Source organism: Lacipirellula parvula, assembly GCF_009177095.1.
Lineage (GTDB): Bacteria > Planctomycetota > Planctomycetia > Pirellulales > Lacipirellulaceae > Lacipirellula > Lacipirellula parvula.
Genome location: NZ_AP021861.1, coordinates 2,855,096 through 2,868,772 on the forward strand (window position 1 = coordinate 2,855,096; position 13,677 = coordinate 2,868,772).

Annotated in this window: 8 protein-coding genes; 6 read left to right on the plus strand and 2 right to left on the minus strand. The window is 64.5% G+C overall.

Annotated elements, in window-relative coordinates:
* Nucleotides 1-38: 38 nt before the first annotated feature.
* Together PLANPX_RS11215 and PLANPX_RS11220 are read right to left on the minus strand one after the other, a co-directional pair.
* Nucleotides 39-4,061 carry a LamG-like jellyroll fold domain-containing protein gene (locus PLANPX_RS11215; protein WP_152098818.1) on the minus strand — a complete coding sequence of 1,341 codons (4,023 nt, stop codon included), beginning with the start codon at nucleotides 4,059-4,061 and terminating at the stop codon, nucleotides 39-41.
* 68 nt (nucleotides 4,062-4,129) lie between these two features.
* Nucleotides 4,130-7,318, minus strand: coding sequence for a PVC-type heme-binding CxxCH protein (locus PLANPX_RS11220; protein ID WP_152098819.1), 3,189 nt, complete (start codon nucleotides 7,316-7,318; stop codon nucleotides 4,130-4,132).
* A gap of 275 nt (nucleotides 7,319-7,593) precedes the next feature.
* Between PLANPX_RS11220 and PLANPX_RS11225 the strand changes: the two genes are divergently transcribed.
* From PLANPX_RS11225 to PLANPX_RS11250, 6 genes are all read left to right on the plus strand, one after another.
* Nucleotides 7,594-8,292, plus strand: coding sequence for an orotidine 5'-phosphate decarboxylase / HUMPS family protein (locus tag PLANPX_RS11225; RefSeq protein ID WP_152098820.1), 699 nt, complete (start codon nucleotides 7,594-7,596; stop codon nucleotides 8,290-8,292).
* A 20-nt stretch (nucleotides 8,293-8,312) separates the two neighbouring features.
* Nucleotides 8,313-9,338 carry a zinc-binding dehydrogenase gene (locus tag PLANPX_RS11230; RefSeq protein ID WP_152098821.1) on the plus strand — a complete coding sequence of 342 codons (1,026 nt, stop codon included), beginning with the start codon at nucleotides 8,313-8,315 and terminating at the stop codon, nucleotides 9,336-9,338.
* Nucleotides 9,339-9,432: 94 nt separating this feature from the next.
* Nucleotides 9,433-10,209, plus strand: a complete 777-nt coding sequence (locus tag PLANPX_RS11235) for an SDR family oxidoreductase (RefSeq protein WP_152098822.1) — start codon at nucleotides 9,433-9,435, stop codon at nucleotides 10,207-10,209.
* Nucleotides 10,209-11,099, plus strand: a complete 891-nt coding sequence (locus tag PLANPX_RS11240; protein ID WP_152098823.1) for a sugar phosphate isomerase/epimerase family protein — start codon at nucleotides 10,209-10,211, stop codon at nucleotides 11,097-11,099. Before PLANPX_RS11235 ends, PLANPX_RS11240 begins: the two co-directional genes overlap by 1 nt.
* Nucleotides 11,100-11,181: 82 nt before the next feature.
* Entirely contained in the window at nucleotides 11,182-12,135 is a 954-nt protein-coding gene (locus PLANPX_RS11245) for a PfkB family carbohydrate kinase (RefSeq protein ID WP_152098824.1), read from the plus strand.
* A gap of 176 nt (nucleotides 12,136-12,311) precedes the next feature.
* Nucleotides 12,312-13,625 (plus strand): efflux RND transporter periplasmic adaptor subunit, encoded by a 1,314-nt coding sequence (locus PLANPX_RS11250; protein WP_152098825.1) that lies wholly within the window; start codon nucleotides 12,312-12,314, stop codon nucleotides 13,623-13,625.
* Nucleotides 13,626-13,677 lie beyond the last annotated feature (52 nt).

Consider the following 13,677-nt stretch of genomic DNA (forward strand, 5'->3'; position numbering starts at 1 on the left):
AGACGAGAAGGGAGTCAATTTTTAACGCGTCGCGCAGATTACAGCGTCTTACGATGCCGGCGCCGAAGCAGACAAGCCACGCCGCCAACGGCCATGAGCGCCGCACCGCACGGTTCCGGCACAGCCGTCACAGGAGACAGGTTCACATACTGAACGAAGCCCGTCGCCTTCTCACCGGCAAGCGTGGTATAGACGAACTGCAAGTCGCGGGCGCCTTGCACCGCATCATAACCGGAGCCGATCGCGCGATCACTCGCAAATGTGGAACTACCCAACAGGTATGATTCGATGAGCTTTGAGTCGTTGGCGAGCAGCGTGAGCCACGTCGAAGCGGGATCGCTCGTCTGACCGAATTGGCGCTGCCAGCGCAAGAAGTCGGCGCCGTCGGTTTTACCATCGCCGTTCGCATCGCCGCCCGCGGAGGCGCCGAACGCGGTTTTCCAAATCGCAAGGTCCGCGGCGTTGACGCCGCCGGCGCCGTTGAAGTCGGCGCTACTTGGCACGGGCGTGCCGACGTTCTGGGCGTCGAGATTGCCGTTCTTCCAACCCGTGGGGTTAAGCGAACCGCTCGGACTGGAAATCTCGTACGCGGTGAGCGCGACGCTGGAATCGCCGAGGATTTTCATCGCGCCCGACTGGGCGTCGACCTGCAGCGTCAGCGGCGTGAAGACTGCGAGATTGTCAACGGCCCACCACCAATTGTTTCCGGCGTTCGTCATGCCGAACGACAACTGCATGCTCGTTGCACCCGCCGGATTGTTGAGCGGAACGACGACGGTTTCATTCGTGTTGGCCTGCTTGTAAAACGCTTGGTTGCCCCCTTCTGATTCCCAACGCAACACCTCCGACGGCGCCCCGCCGTTGTAGGCGACCGTGATCGTCGCGGTCTGCACTCCTTCCGGCATCCAACTGCTGTCGAAGCGGAGCCGCGCCGCGCCGGCGCCCGCCCCGGCGAGCGAAATCGAGGGCGTCTTCAAGAACGAGTTATACGTCCCGGCGGCGTGCGCGATGTCGTCCCACTCGTCAGGGTCGGCGACGGCGATGGCGCCGGTCCCCTTCGTGAACTGCGAACGCCCCTGATCCTCAGCCGCGGCGGCCCACCAACTCGGGCTCGCGAACGACCAACCGCGCCATTCCGTCACTCCGCCCGTCGCCGGCATGCCGGTGTCGTCGATCGACCAACCCACAGGAGGCGTCTTGCTCCACACATTCGTCCCGGCGAGCGTTTCGTCAACCTTCGGCCCCAGCGCCACGCCATTGAAGTCTTGCTGCAGGTAGACGGTCGCCTGAGCAGGGTTCATCGCGAGCATGCACATCGCGACGCTGGCGGCCGCTGCGGCCCCGCGCACGCGGCTTCGCAGGGGCCGCTTGCGGCCAACTCCCAGGAAGATTGTCGCACCGATAGCCAGCAACCCGAGTCCAGTCGGTTCGGGAACTCCCGCCACCATCGCTGCAAAGGCGCCGACGCCATTGGCAGCGTCGAAGTCGAGCCGAAACTGCAGCACGTCGTCAATCGTGAAGGCCCCGTCAGCGTTGAGATCGCCCGAGCGATACCGCTGCGCCGTCGACTTGCCGGCGAAGTTCGAGCCGGAGAGACTTGCAAGCGTCGACCAATCCATCGAATCGAGCCGCCCGTCGAAATTGACGTCGCCACGCACATACGCCGAGCCGCCGTTGCCGACGAATTCGACAATTCCCTCCAGCGGGTTGTCGCCGACGCCGTCAGCGTACAGGAATTTCACATCGCTGTTTTCTTGGTGGTACTTCGCCCACAACCCGTTGCCGAGCGAGATTGACGCGCCGTTGACGAGCGCCCCGACGCCAAGCGACGCCTCGCTAAAGTCCGACACCGAGTTCGCGGCGGTCAACACGACCCAATCATCGTCGACGTCGACGGTGCCGTTGCCCGAATCATCGAGTCGCCCGGCAATTGGCGTCCAGCCTGCTCGGTTAAAGGCGCCGGCGTCGGAGGTGATCTGGTAGCCGATAATCGGCTGCGTGGCTCCCATGTTGTTCTTAATCGTCATCTGGCCGCTGTTGCGATCGATCACCAACCGCAGCCTCGAATCGACCACCTGCGCGCCGAGGTCGATTCCCGCGCCGGTATTCCAAAGTTGGCTCGCCTCGCCCGGCGAGAGTGCACGCCGCCAAATCGCCAACTCGTCGACGGCGCCGGTGAATTCGGGGCCGTAGTTGCCGGTCCCATCCTGCCCGACGTTCCAAGGGAGGCCGCTTTGAAAGGTTCCTTGGGACGAAAGGTTGATTGTGCCCGTGTTGACGCCGTTGATGTAAAGCTTCGTCGGCCCGTCGCGATCGATGGTCATCAGTACGTGGCTCCAGACGCCGACGCCGAGCGGGGCGCTGTTTTGCGCTGTATCGAGGTCGAGCCGATTGCCGCCGCTTGCGCGGGTATTCAGGTCGAAGACCCCGTTCCCTTTGACGGCCCAGTTAATCCCAACGTTGTCGCCGGTCGCCCAGTTCTTGTTGCTGAAGACGGCCGGATCGCTCACGAAGTCGTCCTGTCGAACCCACATCGAAACGGAAAAGTCGGTCGTCGTGCCGAAATTGAGTTCCGTCAGCGTCGCCGGGTTGAGCGACATGTAGTCTTTCACTCCCGGCAGCCACATCGCTTGGCCGATTTTGCCGGCAGTGAACTGGGGGCCGTTGACCGGCGTCCCGTTGCTGAGAAACGGCGATCCGGAACTATCGAGAAAGTTGCCGTCGAATTCGTACAGCGCGACCAGATTGTCGGTGAGCGCCGCCGACGCCGCGATCGGCGTAGCCGCCGTTGCTGCGAGCACCGCAGCGCCCGACAGTCGGCTGGCACGACGGAGTTTGCGGCGCCACGCGGCAAGCGCCGCCACGGCGAAAGCCGCCAGTCCGCAACTGGCGGGCTCCGGAACGCCGCGAATGCTCGCGAGCGCGGCCGACGCCATCGCCGGGTTGAGACGATTAAGAATGATCCAATCCTTCAGGTCGGTGACGCGGTCGAGGTTCAAGTCGCCGCTGCGGTAAGACTCGAGCACCGAGGGATGGTTGCGGGTCAGCCAACCTTGTACGAACGCGGTAACGTCGTCGCTCGCCGCGGGGCCTTTGCCGTTGCCGGCGATGATGCCGTCTTGGTTGACGTCGCCGACAATCCCGTTCGGCGCCCCGAACGTCAGCCCCACGACCTTTCCGTCGACGGGCGTGCTAAACGGATCGACCCCCATGTGCCACAGCGCCGTCGGCACCACGTCCCGCAGCGTCCCTTGCGGCAGTACGGCGCCGTCGGGGATGGCCGGGCCGCTAATCACGAACGGAACGTGCCAGTTAATCGTCCCCTGGCTCGCGTAGTGAGACAGTCCCTGCCCGCCGTGGTCCGCCGTCACCATCACCAGCCACGATTCCGTGCCGTTGACGACGCCGGGCCGGGCGTTGAGCGCGCCCATCACGTTCCCGATAAGACCATCGACAGTTTGCAGTGCTGTGTAGTACGTGCCGGTTCCCCAGCCGATGCTGTGCCCAGCGTGATCGACCTGGTCGAAGTGAAGAAAAATCGCGTCGGGATCGCCGTTGGTGAGCAGGTTGACCGCGGTGCTGGCGACCGTGGCGTCGTCGACCCCTTGCACGGAAAGGTCCGCGGTCGACTTGTCGAGAATCACGTCGTTGATCGGCGCCCAATCAACGATCGACGCCGTGTATAGCGACGGATCTTTCTGCTTGAGATACTCGAAGAAGAAGGGGTATTGATCGAAATGGCTGCCGCCAAAGCTGTTGTCAATGACGCCGTGATGGGCCGCGGAAGCTCCGGTAGTGATCGTCGACCAATTAACCCCGCTGGCGCCGTACCCTTCGGGCGGATTCTCGTAGAGGGCGCCCTCGTTCAACCAGTCGTAACGAGCCCCGCCCGCCGCGGCGAGGGCGTCGAGATTCGGCATGTTCGCGGTTTGCGTGTAGCTGCCGCCCGCCCCGTCGACGCCGATGATGAGAACGCGTTTGCTGACAGCGGCGGAAGAGGCGTCGATGCACAGAGCGAGGGAGAGCAGCGCGAGGCAGAGGCTCAATCGATGGCTACGCATGCTGGTTTCCAGGGGGAGCTTGTCGTCGATGGGTCTGTTCGAGGAAGCCGTTGGATCCGCGTGAAGTTTTACTTGGCGTTCTTTAAGAATGCGACAAGATCGGCAAGTTCTTGGACGGTGAGCTGTTTGTCGAGGCCGGCAGGCATCACGGAGATCGTGTTGGGCTGCACTTCTTCGACGATGTCGCGCGGTAAGCGGACTTCTTCATTCGGGCCGGTGGCGATGACGTACTCGTGCTCAGTTTCGTTGCGAATAACGCCGGAGACAGCGCGGCCGTCGCTCGTGACGAGCAGCATCGGTTCGTAGCTGCGGACGAAGCTGAGGCTGGGGAAAAGGATCGATTCGAGCAGGTCGCGCTCGGTGCGGATTTCGCCGATTTTGGAGAGTTCGGGGCCGGTGACGCCGCCTCCGTAGCCCATGCGATGGCAGGCGGAGCAAGAGGCTTTCGCGCTGTTGAAGACAGCGTGGCCGCGGCGCACGTCGCCCGAAGCCATCGCCGGGAGCAACTCTTCGATGCGGGCCCGCTGCGCGGCGGCGTCGACGTTCACCAGCGCTTCGATCGCAGCGATGCGGTCGGTGACCGCGGCGTCGTAGTCCTTGAGCGTGATTCGCAACAGATCGAGGCGAAGCGAGGAGAGGGCAGGGGAGTCTTCGAGCGCGTCGAGCAAGGCGCGGCCGATGGCGGCGTCGTTGGTTTTGGCGAAGGCGCCGACGAGTTTGTTCAGCTCCAGCGGCCCCGCCGCGGCGATGGCCGCGACGAGCTGGGCGAACTGATCGGGGTTGAGGGGCGCAGCGGCGAGGGCGTCGGCGGCTGCGGTGCGATCGGTGTTGGGCGAATCTTCGTTGAGGGCGCCGGTGAGGAACGCGAACTGCGGGGCGCTGAGCGACGGGAGCGTCGGCGCGACGAGGGCCGCGGCGGCGAGGCGTTCAGAGGCGGCGGCCCCTGGATTGTTAAAAAGTTCGACTAGAGCAACGTGCAGCGGCGAATCGTTCGGCGACTGCGGGGCCTGCCGACGCGCGGCGGCGAGGGCTGCGGCGTGGAACGCGTGCTCGTCGCTGCTGAGGATGGCCGCAAGGGCGGCGGACCACGCGGCGGCATCGGCGGGCGGGGCTTGTTGCATCGCCATCAAAGAGATGAGGCGTGCAGGCTGAGGCGCGGTGGCGTCTTGAGCCGTGGCGGCGATGAGCGCTTGGATGTTTGCATCGCCGCTCAGAGCGGCGAGCATTTTTACCAGCAGCGAGAAATTATCTCTGTCCGAGGTATTGTCGTTGGCCGCTCGCGGAGCAGAGTCGCTGGGAGTCGTGGCTAGCACGCGGCGGAACCAATCAGCGAGTTGGCTTCCCCATTCAGGATGGTGAGTGACGATCCAATTCGCGGCGACACTGAGCTGCGGGTTCTGGGCGTCAAGCTGGGCGAGGGCGTAGCCGGCGTCGAGGTTACCGCCAGGCATTTGGTCGAGCGCGAGTAGCGCAATGGCGATGGTGCTAGGAGCATCGCTGACGATGCCGATACTGGTGGCCTCTGCGTCGCCCAGCTCGATGAGAGCATAGGTAATTGAATGCTGCAAAACGCGATCATCAGCCTTCGCGGCGGCGTTCAACAAGTGGGGAATGGCCATGGGATCCGCGAGCCTGCCGCTCGCTTCGGCGGCCGTGCGGCGGACGGCGGGGTCTGAATCGGTGAGGAGTGCAAAGACTTGCGGCGCCGCGGCGCCGTCGCGATGGAGACTGACGCCGTGGAGAGCGGCCTGTCGAACGCGCGGATGGGGATGGTTCAGTAAAACGCGGACCAGTTGCTGAGCTGCGGGGCGTTCGACTTGGATGAGCGCCCAAGTGCGGGCGAGGTCGGCGATGAGTTGGTCGCAGTCGTCGGCGATGTTCCCGCCCAGCGGTTCGTCTTCGGGGCGGCTGGCGAGGAAGTTGGCGACGCCGGCCGAATCGCGTTGCCGGGCGAACGAGCGTGCCGCCCGATGGCGTACCGCTGGGCGGGCGTCGCCGAGAAGTTTCCAAAGCTCGGCAGGCGTTTGCTGGTTCCAGTCGATAGCGAGGCCGCGCGGGTCTTCAACCGACTGACCATCGTCACGGCGAACGCGGTAGATGCCGCCGAGCACGTCGGGCTTCCACAGCTGCGACGTCGGGCAACAAAGCTTGTACCAACCGCCGGTGTCGACGACCAGCAGCGTGCCGTCGGCGTCCATCAGCACGTCGGTCGGGTGGAAGTCGACGCTGTCGCCCCAGACGAAGTCGCTGCTGGCGGCGGCGAACGTGCTGCCCGCCGGGGTGAGCGCCTGTCGCGAGACTTTGCGGGTGTTGAATTCGGCGACGAAGAGGTTGTCGCGGTAGTCGTCGCCAAAATGGTTCGACTCGTAACTTTCCAAGCCCGCAGGGGCGGCGGAGTTCATCAGCAACAGCGCTGGCATCAGTTCGCCGGTGCGGGGATGGCCGTCGAGAACGCCGTGGTTCTTGCCGTAGACGCCGCCGTAAATGGCGTGGGCGAGCCCGTCGCGACGGCCGTCGCTTTCGAGAAACGTGGCGGAGAAGATCCGCTCGCCACTGGGGGTGAACACCACGTCGACGGGGTTGTCCATGCCGCCGGTCATCACCGGTTCGAGGCCGCTGCCATCGGGGCGGCTGCGCCAGATGTGGGCGGCGCGGCTGCGGAACTCGCGGCCGTTCACCTGGTGAACCTGCTCGGCGAAGGCGCCTTTGCACCAGTAGATCCAGCCGTCGCGGCCGGCGTAGGGGCCGTGGAGGTCGTTCGCGCAGCCGGTGAGGGTTCCCTTGAACCACTCCTCGCGCTGTTCGGCGACGCCATCGCCATCGGCGTCGGTCAGCTTCCAGATACTCGGCGGGGCCGAAACGTAGAGCGAACCATCGAGAAACATCGTGCCTTCGGGAAACATCATCCGGTCGGCGAAAACGACGCGCTTGTCGTAGCGGCCGTCGCCGTCGGTATCGGTGAGGCGGACGATGCGGTGAGGCTTCTCGGCGAGTTGTTGCTCGACGGGATCGTTTGAGCCGGAGGACTCGGCGACGTAGAGGTGGCCGGCGTCGTCGAAGGCGGCGGTGATGGGGCGCTCGACCAGTGGCGGGCCGGCGACGAGCTCAATGGAGAAGCCGTCGGCGACGTGGATGGTCGGTGGAGCGTCGGCGGAAGGTGACGCTGCGGGGGGCGCCTGCGCGCGGGCGCGAATGGGCGAAACGGCGAGAGACGCAACAAGCGCGAGCAGCCAAAGCCAACGAGCGGTGAGTCGCATGCTGCCAACGCCGAGGAGTGGGGTGACCGCGGCGCGCCCCCGGCCGCGGATCTGGCGCGTAGTATAGCGACCCAACGCTCAAAACCAAAAAACCGCCACAACGCGGACGCAAAGACGCTGCGCGCGAACGCAAACGACCATTGTTGTCTGAAACCGGAGCATGGCGCGGGCTTCTCGCGGAGCCCAAGTAGCAGTGCGACGCTCGCACGTAGCGCTTCGTTTGACGCCGCTGCGGCGAAGTTGACATCGAGCAATGCCCCCCGTACCTTCCGGTGATGCGCGCCACCGTTCAAATCTCGCTTGATGTACTCTCGATTGACGAAGCTCTCGCGACCGCCGAGATGGCGATCCGCGCGGGCGTCGATTGGCTGGAAGCAGGCACCCCGCTGATCATCGCCGAAGGCATGCACGGCGTGCGAGCGCTGCGATCTGCGTTCCCGGACGTGCCGATCGTCGCTGATCTCAAGACGATGGATGGGGGGTACCTCGAAGCCGAGGTGATGGCCAAGGCAGGGGCGACCCACGTTGTCGTCATGGCTCGCGCGCACGAAGAGACGATCCACATGGTGGTGAAGGCTGGCCGTGACCTGGGCATCAAAGTGATGGGCGACAATCTCGGCTGCGAGGATATGGTCGCCGGAGCGCGCCGTCTGGAAGACCTCGGCTGCGACTACGTCATCCATCACATCGGCTACGACGAACGCCGCGGCATTGCCGCGCGCGGCCTGCCGATGCCGAGCCCGCTCGACCAACTCCGCGAAGTCGTCGCCGCCTGCAGCGTGCCGGTGCAGGCAGTAGGAGGGCTGACGCTGGAGCAAGCGGTGCGGACTCCCGAGTATGGCGCGCCCCTGGTGGTGCTCGGCGCCCCGCTGACGATCGACGCCGATGCGTTCAAAACGGCTAGCGGCGATCTCGAATCATCGCTGCGACTTATCTGCGAAAAAGTGCACGCCTACGGCGATGTTGCCAAGTAGGCAGTAACCCAGGCTAGATCATGCAAGATCTCGGACTCGTCAACTTCTCGCCCGAGCCCCATAGCGTCGAACTTCGCGACATCCCCCGCGCGACGATCGCCGACGATCAGGTGCTGCTCGAAGTGCAAGCCGTCGGCGTCTGCGGCAGCGACCTCCATATGTGGACCGCTCAGCAGAGCTGGCAAGTCAACTACCCGGTGGTCTTGGGCCACGAGTTCTGCGGTGTCATCCGCGAAGTCGGTCGCAATGTGAGCGGTTGGCAAGAAGGCGATCGGGTCGTCAGCGAGACGGCGGCGGTGATCGACCCGACGAGCCCGCTGAGTCGCCAAGGACTCTACAATCTCGACCCGAACCGTCGCGGTTACGGGGCGATGATCGACGGCGCCATGCGGAGCTTCGTGCCGGTGCCGGCGCGGATTCTGCACCGCATGCCCGACGGCATGGCCTTCGAGCAGGCGGCGCTCACCGAACCTTGCTGCGTGGCGTTCAACGCCGTGGTGAACAACGTGCGGATCCGCCCTGGCGATCGCGTCGTGGTGCTTGGCCCGGGGCCGATTGGCATTTTGGCCGCGGCGATGGCTCGCCTCTGCGGAGCGAGCGTGGCGATCGTCGGCTTGGAGAACGATCGCACGCGCTTGGAAGTCGCCCGTGCGTATGGCTGCGAGCCAATTGTCGGTAACCCTGCGGCTTGGGCGCGAGAAGTTGACGGCCTCGGCGCCGACGGCGTCGTCGACGCGACCGGCGTTTCGGTCGCGCTGGCGACGGCGCTCGACGTCGTGCGTCCCGGCGGCTGGATCAGCAAAGTCGGCTGGGGCCCGCAGCCGGTCGGTTTTTCGCTCGATCCGCTCGTGCAAAAGAACGTGACGCTACAGGGGAGCTTCAGCCACAACTGGCCGGTTTGGGAGCGCGTGATCCACCTCATCGCCAGCGGCACGCTCGACGTGCGGCCCATCACCGGCGGCGTCTGGAAGCTCGCCGATTGGCACGAAGCGTTCGAAATGATGCACTCGGGGCGGATCGTCAAGGCGGTGCTGACGCCGCAGTAGCGGTCAGCTGTCAGCGTTCGGCGAGCAGCTAAGTGCGGGAACCGAACACGCTAGCTCCCCACCTACTCACTTAAACACCTACTCACCTCCTCTCATGCGACTCCAAAACAAATCCATCATCGTCACCGGCAGCACGACCGGCATCGGCGAAGCGATTGCACGGCGGGCGATTGCCGAGGGAGCTCGGGTACTCATTCATGGTCGTGATGAGGAACGAGGCCGAGCGCTCGTCACGAAACTCGGCGACCGCGCCACGCTCGCCATCGCCGATTTAGCTGATCCCGCCGCAGCGCCGCAGCTCATCGATGCCGCCATCGAGGCTTATGGGCAGTTAGACGCCATCGTCAACAACGCCGCGTGGGTTGTTCGCAGCGAACTAAAAAACACCGACGCCGCGATGTTCGACAAGGTGATGGCGATCAACGTCCGCGCCCCGATGCTGCTCGTGCAGGCGGCGTACCCGCACCTGAAAAAGTCGCGTGGCGCTGTGCTCAACATCGGGTCGATCAATGCCTACACGGGCGAAGGGAACTTGCTCGCGTACAGCGTCTCGAAGGGGGCGCTGATGACCCTCTCCCGCAACCTGGCCGACTACCTCTGCTACGACCACATCCGCGTGAACCACTTCAACGTCGGCTGGGTGCTCACCCCCAACGAATACGAAACGAAGATCAAAGACGGTTTGCCCGAGAATTGGCCGAACGAGGTCGAGCCGCAGTTCGCGCCGTCGGGACGGATCTTGAAGCCCGAGGAAATCGCCGCCGCGTCGGTCTACTGGCTGAGCGACGAGAGTCGCCCCATTAGCGGCAGCGTCGTCGAGTTGGAGCAGTATCCGATCATCGGCCGCAACCCGACGAAGCGAGGCGATTGATGCCCCAACTCGCTGCATTTCCAAAAGCGTTCATGGACGAACTCTGTTTGTCTGGCGCCATGACGATCCGCCAATGGATTGAATTGGCGGCAACGCTCGAAGTCCCCGGCCTCGAGTTCTACAGCGGATTTCTCGAGTTGCGCGAGCGCGCGGCCTGGGTCGAGTCGCGCCGCATTGCCGCTGACTTGGGGATGACGATTCCCATGCTCTGCTGCTCGCCCGATTTTACGCACCCCGACGCGGCTTTTCGCCAGCGGCAGATCGAACAGCAACGCGGCTGGATCGAGATGTGCGCGGAACTCGGCGGCGGGTACTGCCGCGTGCTGAGCGGCCAGCGCCGGCCCGAAGTCAGCCGTGCGGACGGCTTGCGTTACGCCGCCGACTGCATCAAGGCGTGCCTCCCCGCAGCGGCGGAGCGGGGCGTGACGCTGATCATCGAGAACCACTACAAGGACAACTACTGGGAGTTCCCGGAGTTTGCCCAGCGGATGGACGACTTCTGCGACTTGGTGGCGATGATCGACTCGCCCCACTTCGGCGTGAACTACGACCCCAGCAACGCCCTGCTGGCGGGCGACGACCCGCTCGAACTGCTGCGCCGAGTGAAGCATCGCGTCGTCACGATGCACGCGAGCGATCGCTATCTGGCCGAGGGAACGCTCGCCGATCTGCAGCGCGAGGAGGGCTCGGTCGGCTACGCCAAACGCCTGCGGCATGGCGTCATCGGCCGGGGCATGATCGACTACGACGGCGTCTTCAGTGAACTGAGCGGCGTCGGCTTCGATGGATGGATTAGCATCGAAGACGGCGTCGACGGCATGGAGCAGCTTCACGAGAGTGTGGCATTCCTTCGCAGAAAGATTGCACAACATTGGGGAGCGGACCGCTGAGCCCCACGCTCAAGTAGCCCCTAGCCGGAGGGCCACGCCTTCCGGGTGGCGTTGCGACTGAATTTCCACACAATGGGCGGGCATGACGAACTCTTCTCCACGCACGCCTCCCCTGATTCTCGGTTTTGGCGAGGCCCTGTTCGACGTCGTCGACGGCGTCGCGATCCTCGGTGGCGCCCCGTGCAATTTTGCCGTCCATGCGCAGCAGTTGTTGGCAGCCGACGGCGGCGACAGTTCCGCAGGCCGTGCGATGCCGGTCAGCCGGGTCGGCAACGACGCACTGGGGCAACGGCTGCGCGGCGAAGTCGCGGAGCGAGGCGTTGCGGTCGATCAGCTTCAGGTTGATTCCGCGCTGCCGACGGGGACGGTCGAGGTCGAACTCAACTCCGAGGGGCACCCCGCCTACGACATCCGCCAAGGCGTCGCTTGGGACAACATCGAGCTGACGCCCGCGCTCGCTGAACTCGGTTCCCGCGCTGCTGCCATCTGCTACGGAACGCTCGTGCAACGGACCGCCGCGAGTCGGACGGCACTCCGACAATTGCTCGAAGTCACGCCGCAGGCGCTCCGCGTCTGCGATCTCAATCTGCGGGCGCCCCACTACACGCCGGAAACGATCGAAACGTCAGTTCGTCTGGCGACGGTGCTCAAACTGAACGGCGACGAGCTCGTGATCGTGGCTGAAGTGCTCGGGCTCAACGTCGCGAGCGGGGCCTCGAGCGACTTGCCGGCCCTCATCGAAGCCGTCGCCGCACGGTTCCCGCACCTGACGACGATCGCAGTGACCGAAGGAGCCGCCGGCGCGCGATTGTGGCAACAAGGCCGCCACGAAACTGCCGCTCCGCCGCGCTGCGCAGTCGTCGCGGGGGCCGATTCCATCGGCGCCGGCGATTCGTGGTGCGCGGCGCTGGTCATCGGGTTGCTGCGCGGTTTGCCGCCGCTCGCCATTCTCAACTGGGCGAACCGCGTCGCGTCGTTTGTCGCCTCGCAGCGGGGCGCCACTCCCGTGCTGCCGCGTGAATTGCGTACGCCCTAACTGCGTATTGGGGCCACGAGCCTATGCGTCGTAACGGTTGCGCCGATCGCAGCGCTTGCGCCCATCGCGTCATCTAGGCATTCTTGTGAAGAGGTTCCCGTGGGGCGCCTTGCGCGGGTTATATTTTTGCCGACCCGCGATGTTTACAAAACTCCCCATCGGTTAGCGCACGAGCCATGACTGCTCGCATTTTTACGTTCGTTTTGCTGACGCTGGTCTTGGCCGGATGTCGCGAAAAAGCAACGCCCCCGTCGGCGGCGCCCCCGGTCGTCCGGACCGAAACGCCGTTCAGTCGCGAGGTGGGCGACTATGTCTACTTCACCGGCCGTTTGGAAGCGGTCGAGTCGGTGGAAGTCCGTTCGCGCGTCACCGGTTACTTGGTGAACATCGACTTCCAGTCGGGAAAGCCGGTGAAAGCGGGCGACCGGTTGTTCAAGATCGATCCGCGACCCTATCAGGCGCAGCTTGACGAAGCGAACGGCCAGGTGGCGCTAGCCAAGGCGAAGCTGCAACTCGCAGTGGCTGACAACGCTCGCGCGAAAGAAGTCGCCAAGACGCCTGGCGCCATCAGCCAACAAGACGTCGACAAATACCAGGCGGCGGAAGAAGCCGCGGCCGCCCAAGTGACTGCCGCTGAAGCCGCATCCGAAGTGGCTGCCCTCAATCTCAGCTTCACCGACGTCGTGTCGGCCGTCGACGGCATCGTCAGCCGCAACCTGCTAACGATCGGCAACCTCGTCACGCAAGACCAGACGCTGCTGACCACCGTCGTTTCGCAAGACCCGATCTACGCCTACTTCGATGTCGACGAACTTACCCTATTGCGGGCCGAGCGGCTGATCCAGCAGAAGAAGATCCAATCGACTTCCCAAGGCGCTGTGCTGCCGGTGGAATTCGGCCTCGCGAACGAAGGGAACGACTTCCCCCACGCGGGTACGGTCGACTTCATTAACAACCAGATCGATCCCTCGACGGGAACCCTGGAACTACGCGGCATTTTTGCGAACCCGCTGCTCACGGCGGTCGGCCCGCGGATGTTCAAGCCGGGCGAGTTCGTGCGAATTCGCCTGCCGCTAGGACCGAAGTACGACGCGTTGATCGTCTCGCAAGCCGCGATCGGCAGCGATCAGGGCAAGAAGTACCTGCTCACGGTGAACAAAGAAAACGTCGTCGAGTACTCGCCAGTGACGCTCGGGCCGCAGCAGCCGAACGGTTTGGTGGTAGTTAACCCGGTGAACATCCAACGAACTCCGGCCGGCGTGCGGTTCGCGCTCGAAGGCGAACCAAGCGAACCCAGCATCACCGCCGACAGTGTGATCATCGCCGAGGGGCTGCAACGGGTCCGCCCCGGTGCGAAGGTAACGCCGAAGCCGATGGAGCGAGACACGCTCCTAACGCTCCCTGCCGAAAAGCCCGCGGAGACGTCCGCTGCGAAGCCTGAAGCGAAGGCCGCGGCGCCGCCAGCGACGAAGCCCGCCGCCGCGAAATAACCTGAGGCAAGCTTGCCTCAGGCTAGCAGTTCACAAGACTCGCAGATTGTTT

Coding starts and splice junctions, on each gene's coding strand:
- PLANPX_RS11250 (WP_152098825.1), top strand. CDS start 12,312: ATGACTGCTCGCATTTTTACGTTCGTTTTGCTGACGCTGGTCTTGGCC.
- PLANPX_RS11245 (WP_152098824.1), top strand. CDS start 11,182: ATGACGAACTCTTCTCCACGCACGCCTCCCCTGATTCTCGGTTTTGGC.
- PLANPX_RS11215 (WP_152098818.1), bottom strand. CDS start 4,061: ATGCGTAGCCATCGATTGAGCCTCTGCCTCGCGCTGCTCTCCCTCGCT.
- PLANPX_RS11230 (WP_152098821.1), top strand. CDS start 8,313: ATGCAAGATCTCGGACTCGTCAACTTCTCGCCCGAGCCCCATAGCGTC.
- PLANPX_RS11235 (WP_152098822.1), top strand. CDS start 9,433: ATGCGACTCCAAAACAAATCCATCATCGTCACCGGCAGCACGACCGGC.
- PLANPX_RS11220 (WP_152098819.1), bottom strand. CDS start 7,318: ATGCGACTCACCGCTCGTTGGCTTTGGCTGCTCGCGCTTGTTGCGTCT.
- PLANPX_RS11240 (WP_152098823.1), top strand. CDS start 10,209: ATGCCCCAACTCGCTGCATTTCCAAAAGCGTTCATGGACGAACTCTGT.
- PLANPX_RS11225 (WP_152098820.1), top strand. CDS start 7,594: ATGCGCGCCACCGTTCAAATCTCGCTTGATGTACTCTCGATTGACGAA.